This window comes from Pseudomonas sp. CFBP 8772, from assembly GCF_014841665.1.
Classification (GTDB): domain Bacteria; phylum Pseudomonadota; class Gammaproteobacteria; order Pseudomonadales; family Pseudomonadaceae; genus Aquipseudomonas; species Aquipseudomonas graminis_B.
Genome location: NZ_JACYUI010000011.1, coordinates 198,009 through 216,548, shown reverse-complemented (window position 1 = coordinate 216,548; position 18,540 = coordinate 198,009). Strand labels below are relative to the sequence as shown.

Here is an 18,540-nt window from a genome sequence, read left to right as displayed (position 1 = left end):
GCGATGCTGATAATCTTGCGACTTCAGTCTTACAGCACAAGCACCCACACGAATTGCTTGATTCAGTTGTTAAAGAGCAGGTGGTTAAGATCTTTCGTCTCAACCGAGGCGCGCATTCTACAGCGTCTCTCGTATCTGTCAAGCGGTTATTTTAAGAAGTTTTCAAAGTTTCCTGATCAACTTCAACCACTTGCGCTTCGTTCGACTTGGCGTCTCACGTCAGCGGGAGGCGAATTCTACAGCGTTACAACCTGCTGTCAACAGCCTTTTTCACCGCTGTCGATTCAAGCATCTGAACCGAAGCATTCCTCGCTGCTTACTTCGTCCAACTCTTTGATTATCAAGGAGTTTTCCGTTTCGTCTGCGCCGGAAGTGGGGCGAATTATAGACAGATCCAGAGGGGCGTCAAGCACTTATTTGAACTTATATCGCAATCACTGATATTTGGCGCCTTTGCTGCTTAACAGACCGTTAGCCGTGGGGTCTTATAGGGAGCGCGAGCCTCGTGACCCGCTGCGCATGCGGCTCCGAATCGCGAGCTACAGCACTGCCATCGACGCGATACACGATGTCACTGGCATTTGTCTCACTATTGAGCGATGTTTAGCCCGTGCGCCTTAACATGGTGCCCCTGCCCCACATGGACGTGAAGGTCGGCGGCGGCATGCGAATTCTGGATAGTCACTGACCGCAATGTGCCGGTCAGGTAAGGATATGAATGAAGTACTTTTTGATGGCACTGGCAGCATTGGCTGTCGCTGGTTGCGCAGCGACGTCTAAACCGGTCATGGGCAAACGCGGGATTCATATCAACTGCTCGGGGCTTTCGTCCTCATGGGAGCAGTGCTATGACATGGCGACCAACTCCTGCGTGTCCAAGCAGTACCGGGTGATCGCCAAATCCGGTGACGGCGCCGAAGACACTGGAGGCTACCCGCTCGGTCTCAATCCTGCGGGGTACACCAGTCGCAGCATGATCATCGTGTGCAAAAAACCGACGAATCCCTAGTCGGCCACCGGCATACCGGCATCTGATGACCCGGCGGTGTTTGAAAGGCGTCTATATAGATAGAGGACGCCAGGCGCAGGCCCGTAAGTGATGCCACCGCCTACGCAACGGTGGCAGCGGCATCAGACCGCTTGAGTACGACCGTTCAGCCAGGCCAACGCGGCGCCCTCCACTAATGGAGTGAGGCGCTGTCTGACCTGAGCGTGGTATTCATTAAGCCATTCACGCTCCTCATGCGTGAGCAAACCGATTTCAAGGCAGCGCGTGTCTATCGGGCACAGCGTGAGGGTCTCGAACTTGAGAAACTCGCCGAACTCGGTCTTGCCCGCCTCTTGGTTAATCACCAGATTTTCAATACGGACCCCCCACTGTCCCGGCCGATACGTACCCGGCTCGATCGACGTAATCATCCCCGGCTGCATTGCGGTCTGCGGCGTGGCAGCAGCCTGATAGGCAATGACCTGCGGGCCTTCGTGCACGTTAAGGAAATAGCCGACGCCGTGACCGGTGCCGTGGCCATAGTTGACGCCGTCGGCCCAGATCGGCGCGCGAGCAATTGAGTCAAGCAATGGCGAAAGAATGCCCCGGGGGAAGTGCGCGCGGGACAGCGCGATGACGCCCTTCAGGACACGCGTGCAGTCACGCTTCTGCTCAGCCGTCGGCGTGCCCACGGGCACCATGCGGGTGATGTCGGTCGTGCCGCCCAGGTATTGGCCGCCGGAATCGATCAGCAGCAAGCCGTCACCTTCGATTTGCGCGTGCTCTTCTTCGGTGGCGCGGTAATGAGGCATGGCCCCGTTGCCGTTAAAGCCGGCGATGGTGGCGAAGCTCTGGGACACATAGCCCGGCCGACGGGCCCGCGCCGCGCTGAGTTTCTCGTCAATCGTCAGTTCGCTGACGGGCTCTTTGCCCAGCGCTGAATCCAGCCAGGCGAAGAATTCGCACAGCGCTGCGCCATCCTGCTCCATCGCCTGGCGGATATGCCGGGTGTCGGCGGCGCTTTTCTGCGATTTGAACAGCGTGGTCGGGTTGAGGCCTTCGACCAGCGTCACTTCGCTGTCGAGATAATCAAGCAGGCCACAGGTGACGCGTGCCGGATCGACCAGCAGCTTCGCATCTTTAGGCACGTTGCGCAGCGCGCTGCCGATGCGCGTGTATTCATGCAGGGTGATGCCCTCCTGTTCGAGGGTACTGCGTAGCGCGGCGTCGACTTTCTCTGACGCGACAAACAGGTTGACACTGTTCGGGCCGATCAGGGCGAAAGAAATGAACACCGGGTTGTAGGAGACATCGGCCCCGCGCAGGTTAAACAGCCAGGCGATGTCGTCCAGCGTGGCGATGAAATGCCAGTCCGTGCCACGCTCGGCCATCACTGCGCGCAGTCGAGTGAGTTTGTCGGCACGGGTTTCGCCAGCGTGGGGCGTTGAGTGCTCATAAACAGCCTGAGCCGGCAACGCAGGCCGGTCGTCCCACAGTTCAGTCAAGGGGTCGAGGTCCGTGCGCAGCCGTGCGCCTTTCTCGTACAGATTCGCAGCCAGCGTACGCGACGACGCCACGGCCAATACCGCGCCATCCACTGCGACGACGGAATCCGTCCTGGCTTGCTCGGCGAGCCAGTCAAGTGGGCCGGTCTGACCCGGCTGCAGTTTGACCAGCTCGATGCCGCTGCCTGCCAGCTCCTTGCTCGCCTGCTCCCAATAACGACTGTCAGCCCAGACACCGGCGAAGTCCTGGGTGATGATCAAAGTGCCGACGGAGCCGTGGAAGCCGGACAGCCACTGCCGCCCTTGCCAGTAACCCGGCAGATATTCAGAGAGATGAGGGTCGGCCGACGGCACCAGCCAGGCGTCGATGCCTTCACGGCTCATCAGGGCGCGCGCTTGCGCAAGGCGTTGCATCGCCACTCCAGTGGTTTTCGACTGCGTATTCATTGAATCTCCTGGTGACCCGAATTGTTTGCATCGCAGACCCGGATAATGGAGCAGCGATCAAGGCTGAGCAACCGCAGCGCCGCATCCACCCAACGCATGGGAATTGAGCGCTCGGACAACGGCATCGAGCACCTGCGTAATCCTCGGGCCTGTCACCCACTCAGCCACATTGATTTATATATAACCCAACACTGTTCTTTGTATAAAACTGCAACACCGCCGTGATCAGTTGATGGGGCAATTCAAACTCAGGTGGTTAGTTAACTCGACGCATAATGACCACTGAATGCGCCATTCAAAAATCGAGCGCCATAAAACCGTTGCCCCCGGTCCACGCCCAAGTTCTGACGTTGGAAATACGTCTTCCCTGTCATTTCTGGTTGTCAAAGCGCCGGTCTTGGCGAGCGCCTAAAAAGCGTCGCGCACCAGGACAGGGCAGTGATGTTTTATTGACTGTTATTAAAATCAATTACTTAGAGAGACTGATCGCCCGCTGATCAAAAAATTAACAGAATGATGGCGAAATAATTTGACAGAAAGTCCGCCTCCGTCGATATATACGCATGTCCAATGTTTTCCCGTTTTTGCAGCGCGACCTTAGAGCCGTGCGCCGAGAGCATTCCGACTTAATTACCCTGCGGCTGCCCATGAAATTAACGATTCCAACGGTGTGAAATCAGCGCCGGTGGGCAGTTTTTGGTTTAAAGAAAGCTTTTCCGAATTACTGAATATGCTCGGTGGGGCGGTAGCTTTGCCCAACGGTTTAGTCAGCCAGTGATGTATGAAGCAACCGTTTGAATGCACATATTAATGAATACAACGGCAGGATCTGCAGATTCGGGCGGTAGCGTGCCTGAAGCGTAATTCTCTCCCCTCCCCTGCACTCCTCACTCCCTACGAGGGCCTGATGCAATGCCTTTATCTTTCGACATGGATGAGCAGTTGGTTCAGCGACTGGCTGACGAAATCGATACCAACGGCTTTGCAAAACTGAACGCGGCCGTGCCTGACACGGACCTGCAGCAGTTGCGGGCCTGGACTGACGAACAGGCGCAGAAACACCAGGGCGAATACTTTGCCTACCACGGTGAGGCGGCCCTGAGCGAAAGCCTGCTGGCGAGCTACTGGTCCGACCCGCGCTTCAAGACACTGCTGGGTCGCCTCTATCACCATGCGGCCCGCCGCGACGCCGCCAGTGACCGCATCTTTCCGGTGCTGCGCTGCGTGCAGGGCAACCAGGGCAAGCGCGAGTCCAACAGCTTTCATTACGACGCCAGCCTGGTGACTGCACTGATCCCGGTGTTCATTCCCAGTGAAGGAGAAGGACGCGGCGATCTGATGCTGTTTCCGAACATCCGCCGGGTGCGCTCATGGGTGGTGTTCAACGTGATCGAGAAAGCCCTGCTGCAGAACAAGATCTCCCGCAGCTGGATCATCAAAGGCATGCAGCGCAACTGGCTCAAGCCGTACGTCCTGCGCCTGGAGCCGGGCAGCGTTTATTTCTTCTGGGGTTATCGGAGCCTGCACGCCAACCAGGCCTGCCGGCCAGACGTGAAGCGCGCCACCGCGCTCTTCCACTTCGGCGATCCCCATGCAGGCAGCCTGGCCACCCGATTGATCCTGAAAATCAATCAGGGCCGCGCCCGGCGGATGAGCACCAAGGCAGGCAACCCGCCGCCGGCCTCCACCCCCAGCTGATTTCGCTCGAACCTGGCGTTGATGGCCCGGCGCCACACCGGCGCCACCGCATCACGGTCCGGAAAGCCTTTTAAAAGCTGTGCATCTGAAATGGAGAATTCGATGATCAACGTCACCAAGACCTACCTGGGCGATATCGACAAGTTCAAAGGATACGTCGAGGGCATTTATGCACGCGGCTGGCTGACCAACCACGGGCCGCTGGTGTGCGAGCTCGAACAACGCCTGAAAGATTATCTGGGCGTCAAACACGTCATCCTCACCAACAACGGCACCCTGGCCCTGCAAGTCGCCTACCGCGCGCTGGGCCTGAGCGGCAGCGCCGTGACCACGCCGTTCAGCTTCGTGGCCACCAGCAGTTCGTTGCAGTGGGAAGGCATTCGCCCGATCTTCGCCGACATCGACGCCCAGACCTGGAACATTTCGCCCGAGCACATCGAAAGCCGCATCGTCTCCGACACCACCGCCATTGTCGGCACCCATGTGTTCGGCAACCCGTGCGCGGTTGAGCGCATCGAAGAGATCGCCCGTCGGCGCAATCTGAAAGTCGTGTACGACGGCGCCCATGCCTTCGCCGTACGCCACGCCGGCCAGTCGGTGCTCAATTGGGGTGACATCAGCACGCTGAGCTTTCACGCCACCAAGTTGTTTCACACCATCGAAGGCGGCGCGATCATCACCAACGATGACGAAACCGCGCGCCGTGCTCACCTGCTGTGCAACTTCGGCATCGCCGACGTCGACAAGATCGACGGGATCGGCATCAACGCCAAGCTCAACGAATTCTCCGCCGCGATGGGCCTGTGCATTCTCGACGACATCGAGAACATTCTTCAGGAACGCGCTGAAATCGCTGACCGCTACACCACCCGCCTGGGGGATTATGTCGACCTGCAGCGGCCGGAAAACAACAGCGAACTCAACCACAGCTATTACCCGATCGCCCTGCGCGACGAACAACAACTGCTGCGTTTGCGTTCGGCGCTGAACACCAACGGGATCAACCCGCGCCGTTACTTCTACCCGTCCCTGGACACCCTCGAGTACCTGCAGCCGCAAGCGGCACAAACCGCTTCGCGTTCCTTGAGCGAGCGCGTGCTGTGCCTGCCGATTTACCCGGGCCTGCTGCACGACGATCAGGATCGGGTGATCAACACGGTGATCGCCGAAACCAGCGCCGCCCACTCGCCGTACCGTGTGCCGTCCCTGGCGAAGGTCATGTAACCCCGCCGCGCCATTCATCCCGTTACGCCGGAAGGACTTTCGATGTCAACCAAGCGCTCAGTCATACGCAACACTGCGTTGAGCTATGCAGGCCAGGCCTACACGCTGCTCGTGGGGATCCTGATCATGCCGTTCTACCTCGGCCACATGGGCGCCGAGGCATACGGGCTGATCGGATTCTTCTCGGTGCTGCAGGCCTGGCTGCAATTGCTGGACGCAGGGATGTCGCCGAGTCTGGTCAGGGCGGTGGCCCATCGTCAGGGCAGCGATGGACTGGATCGCTACACCGGGCGCCTGCTGCGTTCGTTCGAAATCATCTTCCTGCCACTGGCGGGCCTCTGCTGCGTGGCGATGTATGCCGGCAGCGGATGGATCGCGGTGCACTGGCTCAATGCCCAGGAACTGACGACTGAGACGCTGGTGCAGTGCATCGGGCTGATGGGCATCGTCATCGCCCTGCGCTTGTTTTCAACGCTGTACAAAAGCGGGATTCAAGGCCTTGAACAGCATGCATGGCTGAACATCGCTAACGTGATGATCGCCACGCTGCGCTACTTCGGCGGCCTGCTGCTGGTGAGCACGATTTCCAACGACCCGGTGCACTTCTTCGAATTCCAGGCGCTGGTGGGCTTGATCGAAGCGTTGATCTTCGCGGGCCGTGCCTATCAGCAGATGCCGACGCCGTCGGCGCTGACCGGTTTCGACTGGGAGCTGGTCAAGCCGATCATCCCGTTCGCGGCCAGCATGTCCGGCACTGCGGTGCTGTGGATCGTGCTCACCCAGATCGACAAAGTGTTGCTCTCCGAGCTGCTGCCGCTCAATGAATACGGCTACTTCTCGCTGGTGGCGTTGATCACCACCGGGATCATGATGCTCTCCAACCCGCTGGCGCAGACGCTGCTGCCGCGCCTCACCGTGTTGATGGCTGAAGGGCGCCGGGACGACATGCACCAGCTGTATCTCGCGGCCAACCGGTTTGTGTGCACGTTCCTGTTTCCCCTCGCGGCACTGATCGCGCTGCACGCCGACGAGATGGTGTTTGCCTGGTCGGGCGACCGGCCTGCCGCCGACTGGAGCCGGACGATTCTGCCGTGGTACTCGCTGGGCAGCGCCATCATGGCGGTCAGCGCGTTCCAGTTTTACCTGCAATACGCCTATGGGCGCATGCACCTGCACGTCTGGTACAGCGTTGTTTCAGCGCTGATCACGGTGCCGGTGATGTTTCTGGCGATTCGCGGCTACGGCGCTTACGGCGCGGCGATCGCCTGGTTCGTATTGCGCGTCGTGTCCTTCGCCATCTGGCCTGTGATCGTGCACCAGCGTCTGGCCCCGGGGATTCACAGCCAATGGCTGCGCGACATCATCCGCATCAGCGTGATGACCGGCGTGGGCCTTGCGATCACCGAGCCGCTGCTGCGCCTGATCGCCAATGAGAACCGCATCAGCATCTTCCTGGGTCTGGCCGTCTGCGGCCTGCTCACGCTGCTGATGGTGGCCGCCAGCTACAAGCCGCTGGTGATGAAGATTTCCGTTTTGTTCAGCAAACCCAGTGTTTAACTCCGAGTACTCAAGCCATGGATGCTACTAGCAATAAGACGAGCGCCTCGCCGTGCGCCGCGCCCCTGGTCAGCATCGTCTGCCCAGCCTACAACCAGGAGGCCTATGTCGCGCAGACGCTGGAAGGCTTCCTGATGCAGCAAACCACGTTCGCATTCGAAATCCTGGTGAACGACGATGCCTCCACGGACGGCACCGCCCGCATCATTGCCGATTACGTCAAACGCTTCCCGACGCTGATACGCCCCTTCTACCACGAGACAAATCAGTACTCGCAGAACAACCCGCCGGTGCCGCGTCTGTTCGGCGAAGCACGGGGCCGCTACATCGCCTACTGCGAAGGCGACGACTACTGGACGGACCCGCGCAAGCTGCAGATCCAGGTGGATTTTCTCGAGAACAATCCGGATTACGTGCTGACCTACCACGACGCGATCCCCTTCGACATCAGCGGCCAGTACCCGATCCAGCTGCAAGGCAAGCTGCGCGGGGACGCCACGGCGCTGGAGCTGCAGAAGGCGCGGCCGGTGTCGACGCTGACCACGGTGTTCCGCAACGTGTTCGAGTCGTTGCCCCCCGAGCTGCGCGCCGCGCCGCTCAATGATCTGGTCTGGTGGTCGCTGCTCGGCGCCTACGGCAAGGGCAAATTCATGGGCGAGGTCAAGCCGGCCATGTACCGATTGCACCCGGGCGGCGTGTTTTCCATGCGCTCCAACAAACGCAAGCTGCACATGGCGCTGCAGACCTCGGGCGCCCTGGCCAACTACTACAACCGGCTCGGTCATCAAGAGCTGTATGAGCATTTCCTGATGGAGCTGGTCGAGTACTCGCTGTCGGCGATTACCCCCAAACGCAAGATGCAGACACTCCTGGCCGTTGGGCAGAACTTCACCGCAAACATCAGCAAGAGACTGATGACGACCCTCAGCAAAGGTCATGTTCAGTAACGTCCTGGTGGTCTGCGTCGGCAATATCTGTCGCAGCCCCATGGCCGAAGCCATGTTCCGACAACGGGTGCCGAACGCGCGCGTCCAGATCTCGTCGGCCGGCACCCACGCCATGCTCAGTTCCACCATCGACCCGCTGGCTCAGGCCGTGCTGCACGTCAACGGTGTCCCCGCCCACAAACATCGAAGCCGTCAGATCGATCGGCAGATGCTCCACGAAGCTGAGCTGATCCTGGTCATGGAGCATCGTCAGACCCAGAGCGTCCTCAAGCTGGCCCCCGAGGTACGCGGCAAGACGTTTCTGATTGGCAAATGGCAACAAGCGCTGGAAATCGCCGACCCCTACCGGCGCCCGAAACTAGCCTTTGAACAGACCTACGAGCAGCTTTCGCGTTGTGTCGACGACTGGCTTCCTTATCTTCAGTCAGGAGATCCAAGATAAATGACCGCTATGAACCGTACATCTCTGGACGAGGTCCAGGACTCCCGGATCGATTTGGCGACTATCTTGCGCACACTTTTCGATCACAAAGGATTGATTGCGTCGATTGTCGGCATCTGCGTCCTGCTCGGCGCCACCTACGCCATTCTGGCCACGCCGATCTTCCAGGCCAACGCGATGATTCAGATCGAGCCGCGCAAAGTCGGCATCGAAGGCCGCACCGAAATTTCCAGCAAGCCGCTGTCGGTGTCCCAGGCGACCACCGAAATCGAGCTGATCAAATCCCGCGCAGTGCTGGGCAAGGTCGTCGATGACCTCAAGCTGTACATCGTGCAGAAGCCCAAGTACATCCCGGGGCTGGGCAGCTACATGGCGCGCCGGTTCAAGCCGGAGCGTGAAGGCGCAGTGGCCGATCCAATGTTCGGCTTGAATAGCTACGCCTGGGGTGGCGAGAAAATCGACGTGTTCCAGCTGGACGTGCCGGACGCGCTGCTGGGTGAAAAGATGACCATGGTGGCGGGTAAGCCTGGCACCTTTACCCTCTATGACGAAGACCGCAACAAGCTGCTCAGCGGCCCGGTCGGCCAGACTGTGGAAGGCAGCGGCATCAAAATTCAGGTGGCGGCGCTCAATGCCCGTCCGGGCACCGAGTTCACCGTGGCGCGTCAACGCACCCTGACCACCGCGCTGGATTATCAGGACCGTCTGAAAATCATGGAAGCGGGCAAGGACTCCGGGATCGTCTATCTGTCGATCCAAGACCCCGACCCGGCACTGGCCAAACGCATCCTCAACGAAGTCAGCCGCCTGTATGTGCGTCAGAACGTCGAGCGCAGTTCGGCCGAAGCCGCCCAGCGTCTGGAGTTCCTGCGTTCGCAACTGCCTGCCGTGCGCAAGCAGCTGGAGCAGTCGGAAATCGCGCTGAACAACTTCCAGATGGGCGCCAAGTCGGTTGACCTGAGCGTTGAAACCAAGTCCGTTCTGGATCAGGTGGTCAAGCTGGAAGGCACCCTGTCAGACCTGAAAATGAAGCGCGTCGACGTCGAGCGTCTGTACACGCCGGAGCATCCGACCTACCGCGCCCTGATGACGCAGATCGGCCAGGTTGAATCGCAGAAAGCCGCGCTGCTGAAGAAGATCGAAGCCCTGCCGGCCACGCAACAAGAGTTGCTGCGGCTGAACCGGGACATGCAGGTCACCTCGCAGACCTACACCCTGTTGCTGGACAAGAGCCAGGAGCAGGACATTCTGCGCGCGGGCAGCATCGGCAACGTCCGCATCATCGACAACGCCGACGCCAACGTCGAAGAGCCGGTCAAGCCGATGCGCAAAATCATCGTGCTGGTCGCCGCCCTGATCGGTCTGCTGCTGGCCGTTGCCACCGTGTTTGTGCGCCAGGCGTTCTATCGCGGTGTGGACAACCCGGAAGTCATCGAAAACCTCGGCATGCCGGTGTACGCATCGCTGCCGTATTCGCGACTGCAGGAACGCATGGAGAAGGCCGCCCAGAGCCGTTCGGCGAGCAAGGAGCCGCGCCTGCTGAGCGTCAGCGCGCCGACGGAACTGGCGATCGAAGCGTTGCGCAGCCTGCGCACCAGCCTGCACTTCGCCATGCTTGAAGCCCGCAACAACGTGCTGATGATTTCCAGCCCGACGCCGGGCGTGGGCAAGTCGTTCGTCTCCAGCAACCTGGCGGTGATCATTGCGCAGACCGGCAAACGCGTGTTGCTGATCGACGCCGACATGCGCAAAGGCTACCTGCACAAGATGTTCAACCTGACGCCCAAGCATGGTTTGTCGGACACCCTCGCCGCGCGTCTGGGCAGCAAGGAAGTCATCAACCACACGGAAGTGCGCAACCTGGACTTCATCTCCTGCGGTTACGCGGCGCCGAACCCGTCCGAGCTGTTGATGCACGACAACTTCAACAAAATGATCAGCGAGCTGTCGCCGCTGTACGACCTGGTGATCATCGACACCCCGCCGATTCTGGCCGTGACCGATGCTACGCTGGTCGGCCGCCAGTCCGGCACCTGCCTGCTGGTGACCCGCTTCGGCCTGAGCACCGCCAAGGAAATCGAAGCGTGCAAGCGCCGCTTGATGCACAACGGCATTCTGATCAAGGGGGCGATCTTCAACGGTGTCCTGCGCAAGGCGTCGACCGCCGACTACGACTGCGCCGCCTACGGTTACGACTACACCACGGTCCGCAAGTAAATCGATACGCACGCCAAGGAGACACACATGGCCAGGACCCTTGCAGTGATGCAGCCGTATCTGTTTCCCTACCTGGGTTACTTTCAGCTCATTGCCGCCGCAGACGTCTTCGTCCTGGGAGACGATCTGCAGTATGTGCGGTCCGGCTGGGTCAATCGCAACCGCATCCTGCACAACGGCGAAGCGAAGCTGATCAGCTTCCCGTTGCAGAAAGACCGCTTTGAGCTGCAGATCAATCAACGTCAACTCTGCAACCACTTCAGCGATGAAGCGCTGCGGCTGATTGATCTGCTCGCCGAGAGCTATCGCGAGGCGCCCTGTTTCGCGCAGGTCATGCCGCTGCTGGAGCGGTTGATCCGTTTTCCGCAGCAGAACATCGCGCTGTATGCCGAACACGCCATCCGTGAAATCTGTGCTTATCTACACATCGTGACGCCGATCCTGCGCAGCTCGGACCTTATACTGGGTAGCGCTGCGGACAAGCAGGAGCGCATCATCCGCATCGCTCACACGTTTGAAGCCACCACGTTCATCACCCCGGAAGGCGGATCGGTGCTCTACGACCGTGATCACTTCGCCCGCAACGGTTTGCTGGTGCGGTTCTTCCGGATGAACCCGGTGGTGTATCGGCAGTTTCGGCAACCTTTTGTCGCCAACCTGTCGATCATTGATGTGCTGATGTTCAACTGCGTCGAGCAGGTGCAGCAGATGTTGACCGAATACGGGCTGGACAAGCATCCATCCTGCGCCGGGCCGGGCATAATGCGCGGGCTGGCACAAAAACCTGACGTTGTCCTGACCGGGTCGCACCGGATCGCAGTGGAGTGAAATGTATGTCTGAAGTCGTCAACAGCGCCTGTGGTTCCGCGCGGTGGTACCTCATCCAGACCAAACCCCGCCAGGAAGCACGCGCGGCAGAGCACCTGCAACGTCAGCAGTTCGAGTGCTACCGCCCGGTCAAGCACGGCGAGAAAAAACGCGGCTCACGGGCACCGGCCGAAGAAGAGCTCTTCCCCGGCTACCTGTTCATTCACATGGATCAAGCCAGCGACAACTGGTACCCGATCCGCTCGACCCGCGGCGTGGCACGCATCGTCACCTTCGGCGGCATGCCGGTTCCGGTGCAGGATGCGTTGATCGAGCAAATCCGCCAGCGTCTGTTGGCGCCGTTGGCGCCGCCGGCCAGGGTCGCCTTTCAAGAAGGTGAAACGGTGCGGATCACCGCCGAGGGCTTCAACGACGTCGAGGCGATCTTCCTCGCCGCCGACGGTGATGAACGCGCGGTGATTCTCCTTAACCTGCTGCAACGCGAGCAAAAGGTCAGCCTGCCGGTCAGCAGCCTGTCGCGGATGCAAGTCCAGGCTTGAACCGAGCCTTACTGCCCTTCAACTTCTTGCACCTCTGATCCACACATCCTGATTCCCACGGGGCTGATGCTTTCAGCCTCTTGACCCCCCTTCGCCCGGAACTCGCCATGACCCAGAAAACCACACTGGTGACGCTCACCTATGGTGATCGTTTCAACTACCTGCACACGCTGGTCAGCCGCTCCCTGGAAAGTCCGCTGATCGATCGCGTGATCATCGTCAGCAACGCGTCCACCGCGCCGCTGGACACCCTGCGGCGCACCTGGCCGAATCAGGTCAGCGTGATCTACATGCACGAGAACACCGGTTCGGCGCGGGGCTATTCGGTGGGAATCCAGGCCGCGCTGGACGCCGGTGCCGAGCACATCTGGCTGATGGACGATGACAACGCGCCGACCATCAACGCCATCGCCACACTGCATCAGGTGCTCGAAGAACGTAAACGCATCGACGGCGAAGACAAGGCCGCCGTGCTGGGCTTTCGTCCAACCCATCAGGCGGACATCGCCGCCGGCGTGCCGAACCGCTTCGCCATTCAGCGGCGCTCGAGCTTCTTCGGTTTTCACATCGCGCAGCTGCCTTACAAGATCTGGCGCCGACTGCCGTGGGGCGCGCCGCAAAGCCCGCACCGCAAACTGCCCATGGTGCAGTTGCCGTTCGCCACGTACGGCGGCCTGCTTGCCCACCGCACTCTGTATCGCCGCATCGGCCTGCCGCTGGACGCGTTGATGCTGTACGCCGACGACAGCGAATACACCTTTCGCATCACCGCCGGTGGCGGCCGGATCTTTCTGGTGCCGGACGCCTTGCTCGACGACCTGGAAAGCTCGTGGAACATCAAGGCGCGCACCAACAACATCTACGAGAGCTTCCTGCTGGGGGGCTCGGACTTGCGCGCCTACTACGGCGCACGCAACCAGGCCTGGTTCGACAAAAACATCTGGGCCAATTCGTCGCTGCTGTACGGCCTCAACCGCTGGGTGTTCTTCCGCCTGCTGCGGCTGATCGCCAAGCGGCGCGGTGCCGATGAGCGCCTCGGCCTGATCGAACAAGCCATCCGCGACGGTGAGTCCGGGGTACTGGGTCTGAATCAGTCGTATCCATTATGAAAATACTGTTCATCAGCAGCCTGTATGCCCCTCACATTGGAGGCGGCGCGGAAATCATTCTTCAGCGTACCGTCGAAGGCCTGCAGCAGCGCGGCTGTGAAGTCAGCGTGCTGGTGACCGGCCCCGACGCGGGCTTGAGCGTTGAAGCGGTGAACGGCGTCAAGGTCTACCGGGCCGGCCTGCGTAATTTCTACTGGCATTTCGGCGCACAACGGCCTGGCCGTCTGGCGCGCCTGGGCTGGCATTTGCGGGATCGCTACAACGGCGCAATGCGCCGATACGTGAAACACGTCATCGGCAACGAGCAGCCGCAACTGGTGGTCTGCCACAACCTGGCCGGCTGGTCGGTGTCGGTCTGGGACGAGATCACTGCAGCAAAACTGCCGATCGTGCAGGTGCTGCATGACATGTACCTGATGTGCCCGAGCAGCAACATGTTCAAACGCGGCCAGTGCTGCCAGGAGCAATGTGGCAGCTGCCAGACTTTCCGCAAGGGCCACGACGCGCGCTCGGCCCAGGTCGCGGCGGTGGTCGGTGTCAGCCGCTTCATTCTGGAAAAGCTGCAGCAGCGCGGTTATTTCAGCGCCGCCAGTCCGTACGTGGTGCACAACGCCAGCCCGTTCACGCCGCCGACCGCCTCGCCCCATCAGCGGCGGCAAGCGGACCTGGCGACGAAAAAAGCGCCGTTGCGATTCGGCTACATGGGCACGCTGTCCCATCAGAAAGGCGTGGCCTGGCTGATTGAGCAGTTTCAGCGATTGCCCTTCGACGCCACGCTGCAGATCGCCGGGCGTGGCCAGACGGATGACGAAGCCACCTTCAAGGCCCTGGCGAATTCGTCGAAGATCAGCTTCGTCGGTTACCAGACGCCTGAAGCGTTCTACCGCCAGATCGACGTCGCCGTGGTGCCGTCGCTGTGGAACGAGCCGTTCGGCATGGTCGCCGTCGAGGCCTGCGCCCACTCGGTGCCGGTGATTGCCAGCCGCATGGGCGGTTTGCCGGAGATCATTCAGGACCCGCTCAACGGCTTGCTGTGCGACCCGCAGGACCCCGACTCACTGGGCCAGGCGATGTTGCGTTTGCACCAGAACCCGGAATTGCTGGCGCGCCTGAGCGGTCAAGCGCGGGTCAGCGTGGCGTCATTACTGAACCTTGAGTTGATGCTCGACAGTTACCAAAGCATTTTTGCCCAGACGCTGCTGGACGACATTGCCCAGCCCAACCGGGACACGCTGCCCCACCCGGTCTGAACACAGCGGCATGCCTGCACGTGATGCCGACACTAACGCCGACGGCCCGAGACCTACCTGAGCAAGTGCTCCGGACCGTGCCTCTTCACTGAGACAAGCCATGCTCATCCCATACCTGACCCGGTTACGACGACCCTCGGCCGTCCTGTTGCTGGGCTTGTTGATCAGTTGCGCCACGCGGGCTGACGAAGCGTTCATCATCGGCGTCGACACGCACTTGATGAACAAACCCGGCACCTCCGGCCGCGCGCTGCAGCTGCTCAAAGCGGCGGGAGTCGACTCGGTGCGCGACGATGCCTATTGGTCCAGCGCCGAGCCCCGACGAGGGTTATTGAAGATTGAGCCTGCGTGGCAGTCATTCCTGAGCACCGCCCAGGAAAACCGCCTGCGACCGCTGTTGGTGCTGGGCTACGGCAACCCGTTTTACGAGAACTACGCCAAACCGCGTAAACCCTCAATGCGCGATGCTTACGGCAACTACGCCAGCTTCGTCACTCGCCAGCTCACCGACAGCGTGGACTTCTACGAGATCTGGAATGAGTGGGACAAGGAAAACCCGGTCGATCCTGGGTTCGCCGAAGACTACAGCCTCCTCATTGAACAGACCGCCAAGCGCATTCGTGCCAATCAGCGGCCGATGGTGATCCTGGCCGGCGCGGTGACGAGCCAGGGCATGGACCTGGGGTTTGCCGATCGGCTGGTGGAATCGGGGGTGCTCAACCATGTCGACGGGCTGTCGCTTCATCCCTATGTGTATTGCCGTTCGGATGAGCGCAACACCCCGGAAAACTGGATTGCCTGGCTGCGCAGGATCAGCGAGGACCTGACGGAAAAGAACCGCAATAAAGAGCCGGTGCCGCTGTACCTCACTGAAATAGGCTGGCCCAGTAACGACGGCCGCTGCGGCGGAGACGAGAAGATTCAGGCGGCGTTTCTGGCGCGCAGTTTCTTCCTGGCGCAGACGATGCCCAACATCAAGGGCATGTGGTGGAACGGCCTGCTCAACGATGGCCCCGACGGCACTGACCCGGAGCAGAACTTCGGTCTGCTGAATCAGGACCTGAGCGTCAAGCAGGCGTACCTGACGCTGAAGGCCATCAGCCCGACGCTGCATCAATTCCGCTACGACGCTGAAAAGAGTCGGGAAATCGACTCGCAATACCTGCTGCGGTTCGCCCGGGGTTCGGAACAGATCATGGTCGCCTGGACCGCCGGGCTGCCGCGATCGATCAAGGTGGACGCCAGCAGCGTGTTGCGCGGCAACGTGCAATACATCGACACCCGCCAGCCGCAACGCGGGCTGGTCGACAGCGGTATCCCGTGGAACTGCAACGACGGGCGTTGCTCGGCGCAAGTGCCGATTGATGACTTCCCGAAAATAATAAGCCTGGGCACACGCCCGGCACTGTTTGCCTTGCCCTGATTTCTGCCTTTTTTATTTCGGCCCTTCTTTTGGGCGCCCCTTCATCCAGGGCGCTGACGGCTCTGCGCACGACCCCTTTATCTCTTCTACAGGTCGACCACAATGATTGTGATCAATGCACGTTTCCTGACCCAGGAATTGCGTGGCGTTCAACGCTTCGCCGAACAGATCTGCCTGGCCCTCAAGCAGCTGCGCGACGACGTGGTGTTCGTTGCGCCCCACGGCATTCAGATGCACGAGAGCGCCAAGGCCCTCGACGTGCAATGCATCGGCAGCCACCGCGGCCACCTGTGGGAACAACTGGACCTGCCGCTGTACCTCCGCCGTCAGGGCAACCCGCTGCTGATTTCCCTGTGCAGCACCGCGCCGCTGTTTTACCGCAACCAGATCGCGACCCACCACGACGTCACCTATGTGCGTCACCCGGAAAGCTACACCCGCACGTTCCGAATGCTGTACCGGACCATGACGCCGATCATGCTGTCCCGGATCAAATCGCTGCTGACGGTGAGCGCCTTCTCCAAGGGCGAAATCTCGCAGTTCTACAGATTCCCGGAGAAGAAAATCTTCGTGGTGCCCAACGCCGTCAGCGGTGCGTTTCAACCGGGCCCGCCCCTTAAAGAGCAACAGGACTACCTGCTGGCGGTGTCTTCGCCCAGCGCGCACAAGAATTTCAGCCGGATGATTCAGGCGTTCCTCCTGCTGCGCGGTCACGATGATCTGCAATTGCGCATCGTCGGTGGCGCCAGCGGAATCTTCAGCGACGACAACCTGCAACGCCTGGCCAGCCGTGACCCACGCATCCGCTTTCTGGGCCGCCTGAGCGACGACGAACTGATCAGCCAGTACCAGGGCGCAACGGCCTTTGTGTTTCCGTCGCTGTATGAAGGCTTCGGCATTCCGCCCCTGGAAGCCCAGGCGTGCGGTTGCCCGGTGCTGGCGGCGAACGCGGCGTCGATTCCTGAAGTGCTGCAGGCCAGCGCGCTGTATTTCGACCCGCTGGACATTGAGCACATGGCCGCCGCCATGGAGCGCATTCTGACTGACATGCCGTTGCGGCTGTCGCTGCGCCGACGCGGACTGAACAACGTGGCGCGGTTCTCCTGGGAAGAATCGGCGCGCCAGGTTTCCCAACGCATCGACGCGCTGCTGAGTCCGGCCAGAGACCGGCGCAGCAGCCAGGGCAGCGATGCCCTGGGTCGTGAATCTTCCAGCAAGCTCTGAGGCACTGCCATGAAACGCCTTGCCTACCTCGACGCGTTGCGCGGCATCGCTGCCTTGATGGTGGTCTTCACCCATTTGTACGCACCGGTGATCGGTCACGTCTGGGCGCTGGATTACCTGATCGACCCCGGCAAATTGGGGGTGCTGTGGTTTTTCATGATCAGCGGCGTAGTGATTCCCTACAGCCTCAAGCCGGTGCCCGACGGCGCCCGACGCTTTCTGATCTCACGCTTCATGCGTTTGTACCCGGCCTACTGGCTGTCGCTGGTGTTGTTTGTGCTCATGCTTCAGTTGACCGGCGCGCCGCTGCCGTCCTGGCCGCAGATCGTCGCCAACCTGACCATGGTGCAAGCGGCACTGGGTTTTGACGACGTGGTCGGCCTGTACTGGACGCTGTTCATCGAACTGGTGTTCTACGGGCTGTGTTTGGCGCTGTTCATCGCCGGCAAGCTGTACGACCTGGCATTCCGGGCGCGCTGTTCGCTGGTGTTTCTGCTCGCCGCGCTGGCAATGGGCATAGCCCGCGCATTGACCGAACACAAACTGCCGGTGGCGCTGCCCCTGGCGTTGTCGCTGATGTTCTTCGGCTCGTTATGGCGCCAGTGGTTGCTGGCCGAACACAGCGCGGCGCTGACGCGAAACCTGAACATGTTGTTCGTGGCCTTCGCCGTGCTGCTGCCGCCGACGCTGATCATGGCTTACAGCAAGGACATGGGCACCGGCGAAACCTGGGGCCGTTACTGCTTCACCTACGCCGTGGCCATCGTCAGCTTCGTGCTGCTGACCCGCAGTGTGCGTCTGAACCACCCGGCGCTGGTCTGGCTGGGCGCAGTGAGTTATTCGCTGTACCTGCTGCACCCGTCGATGGGCATGCTCAGCGAGTTTCTGCTGCGCGGGACCGACGCACCGGGCCTGCTGGTGGCGCTGGTCGCGACGGTGCTGACCCTGGGCGCTGCCCATCTGTGCTTTCGCTACATCGAACACCCTTTCATCCAGCTCGGAAAACGCCTCAATAACCGCAACGCCAAGACGCAGCCTGTGAGCGTCTGATTTAGCGCCTGCGAACATGGAAAGGTTCTGGGACCGCCCTCGCGAGCTTCGCTCGACGTGCCGGGCGTCCTTCGGCCGTTAATGCAGAGAAT

Annotated in this window: 15 protein-coding genes; 14 read left to right on the top strand and 1 reads right to left on the bottom strand. The window is 60.6% G+C overall.

Features of this window, described 5'->3' with window-relative positions:
- Positions 1–718: 718 nt before the first annotated feature.
- Entirely contained in the window at positions 719–1,009 is a 291-nt protein-coding gene (locus IFT99_RS20955) for a hypothetical protein (protein WP_065986263.1), read from the top strand.
- 122 nt (positions 1,010–1,131) lie between these two features.
- On the opposite strand, the gene IFT99_RS20950 is transcribed toward IFT99_RS20955, so the two are convergent.
- Positions 1,132–2,940, bottom strand: coding sequence for an aminopeptidase P family protein (locus IFT99_RS20950; RefSeq protein WP_192134834.1), 1,809 nt, complete (start codon positions 2,938–2,940; stop codon positions 1,132–1,134).
- A gap of 912 nt (positions 2,941–3,852) precedes the next feature.
- Between IFT99_RS20950 and IFT99_RS20945 the strand changes: the two genes are divergently transcribed.
- The 13 genes from IFT99_RS20945 (at position 3,853) to IFT99_RS20885 (ending at position 18,448) form a co-directional block, all read left to right on the top strand.
- A complete protein-coding gene (locus IFT99_RS20945) occupies positions 3,853–4,638 on the top strand; it encodes a hypothetical protein (protein ID WP_192134832.1) in 786 nt (261 codons plus the stop codon).
- Positions 4,639–4,740: 102 nt separating this feature from the next.
- Positions 4,741–5,862, top strand: a complete 1,122-nt coding sequence (locus IFT99_RS20940) for a DegT/DnrJ/EryC1/StrS family aminotransferase (protein ID WP_192134830.1) — start codon at positions 4,741–4,743, stop codon at positions 5,860–5,862.
- Positions 5,863–5,904: 42 nt separating this feature from the next.
- Positions 5,905–7,419, top strand: a complete 1,515-nt coding sequence (locus tag IFT99_RS20935; RefSeq protein ID WP_192134828.1) for a lipopolysaccharide biosynthesis protein — start codon at positions 5,905–5,907, stop codon at positions 7,417–7,419.
- A gap of 17 nt (positions 7,420–7,436) precedes the next feature.
- Complete coding sequence (locus tag IFT99_RS20930; protein WP_192134826.1) at positions 7,437–8,366, top strand: glycosyltransferase family 2 protein; 930 nt, start codon at positions 7,437–7,439, stop codon at positions 8,364–8,366.
- A complete protein-coding gene (locus IFT99_RS20925) occupies positions 8,356–8,808 on the top strand; it encodes a low molecular weight protein-tyrosine-phosphatase (protein WP_065986257.1) in 453 nt (150 codons plus the stop codon). Before IFT99_RS20930 ends, IFT99_RS20925 begins: the two co-directional genes overlap by 11 nt.
- Positions 8,809–11,025, top strand: coding sequence for a polysaccharide biosynthesis tyrosine autokinase (locus IFT99_RS20920; protein WP_065986256.1), 2,217 nt, complete (start codon positions 8,809–8,811; stop codon positions 11,023–11,025).
- A 27-nt stretch (positions 11,026–11,052) separates the two neighbouring features.
- The gene (locus IFT99_RS20915; protein ID WP_192134824.1) at positions 11,053–11,853 is read left to right on the top strand and encodes a WbqC family protein; all 801 of its coding nucleotides are present in this window, start codon (positions 11,053–11,055) and stop codon (positions 11,851–11,853) included.
- A 5-nt stretch (positions 11,854–11,858) separates the two neighbouring features.
- Positions 11,859–12,392 (top strand): transcription/translation regulatory transformer protein RfaH, encoded by a 534-nt coding sequence (gene rfaH / locus IFT99_RS20910; RefSeq protein WP_192134822.1) that lies wholly within the window; start codon positions 11,859–11,861, stop codon positions 12,390–12,392.
- A 107-nt stretch (positions 12,393–12,499) separates the two neighbouring features.
- Positions 12,500–13,501 (top strand): glycosyltransferase, encoded by a 1,002-nt coding sequence (locus IFT99_RS20905; RefSeq protein ID WP_192134820.1) that lies wholly within the window; start codon positions 12,500–12,502, stop codon positions 13,499–13,501.
- Positions 13,498–14,751, top strand: a complete 1,254-nt coding sequence (locus IFT99_RS20900) for a glycosyltransferase family 4 protein (RefSeq protein ID WP_192134818.1) — start codon at positions 13,498–13,500, stop codon at positions 14,749–14,751. Before IFT99_RS20905 ends, IFT99_RS20900 begins: the two co-directional genes overlap by 4 nt.
- Positions 14,752–14,851: 100 nt before the next feature.
- Positions 14,852–16,174 carry a hypothetical protein gene (locus tag IFT99_RS20895; RefSeq protein WP_192134816.1) on the top strand — a complete coding sequence of 441 codons (1,323 nt, stop codon included), beginning with the start codon at positions 14,852–14,854 and terminating at the stop codon, positions 16,172–16,174.
- A 102-nt stretch (positions 16,175–16,276) separates the two neighbouring features.
- Positions 16,277–17,398 (top strand): glycosyltransferase family 4 protein, encoded by a 1,122-nt coding sequence (locus IFT99_RS20890; RefSeq protein ID WP_065986251.1) that lies wholly within the window; start codon positions 16,277–16,279, stop codon positions 17,396–17,398.
- A 9-nt stretch (positions 17,399–17,407) separates the two neighbouring features.
- Positions 17,408–18,448: an acyltransferase family protein gene (locus IFT99_RS20885; RefSeq protein ID WP_192134815.1), complete on the top strand. Its 1,041-nt coding sequence runs from the start codon at positions 17,408–17,410 to the stop codon at positions 18,446–18,448.
- Positions 18,449–18,540: the final 92 nt, after the last annotated feature.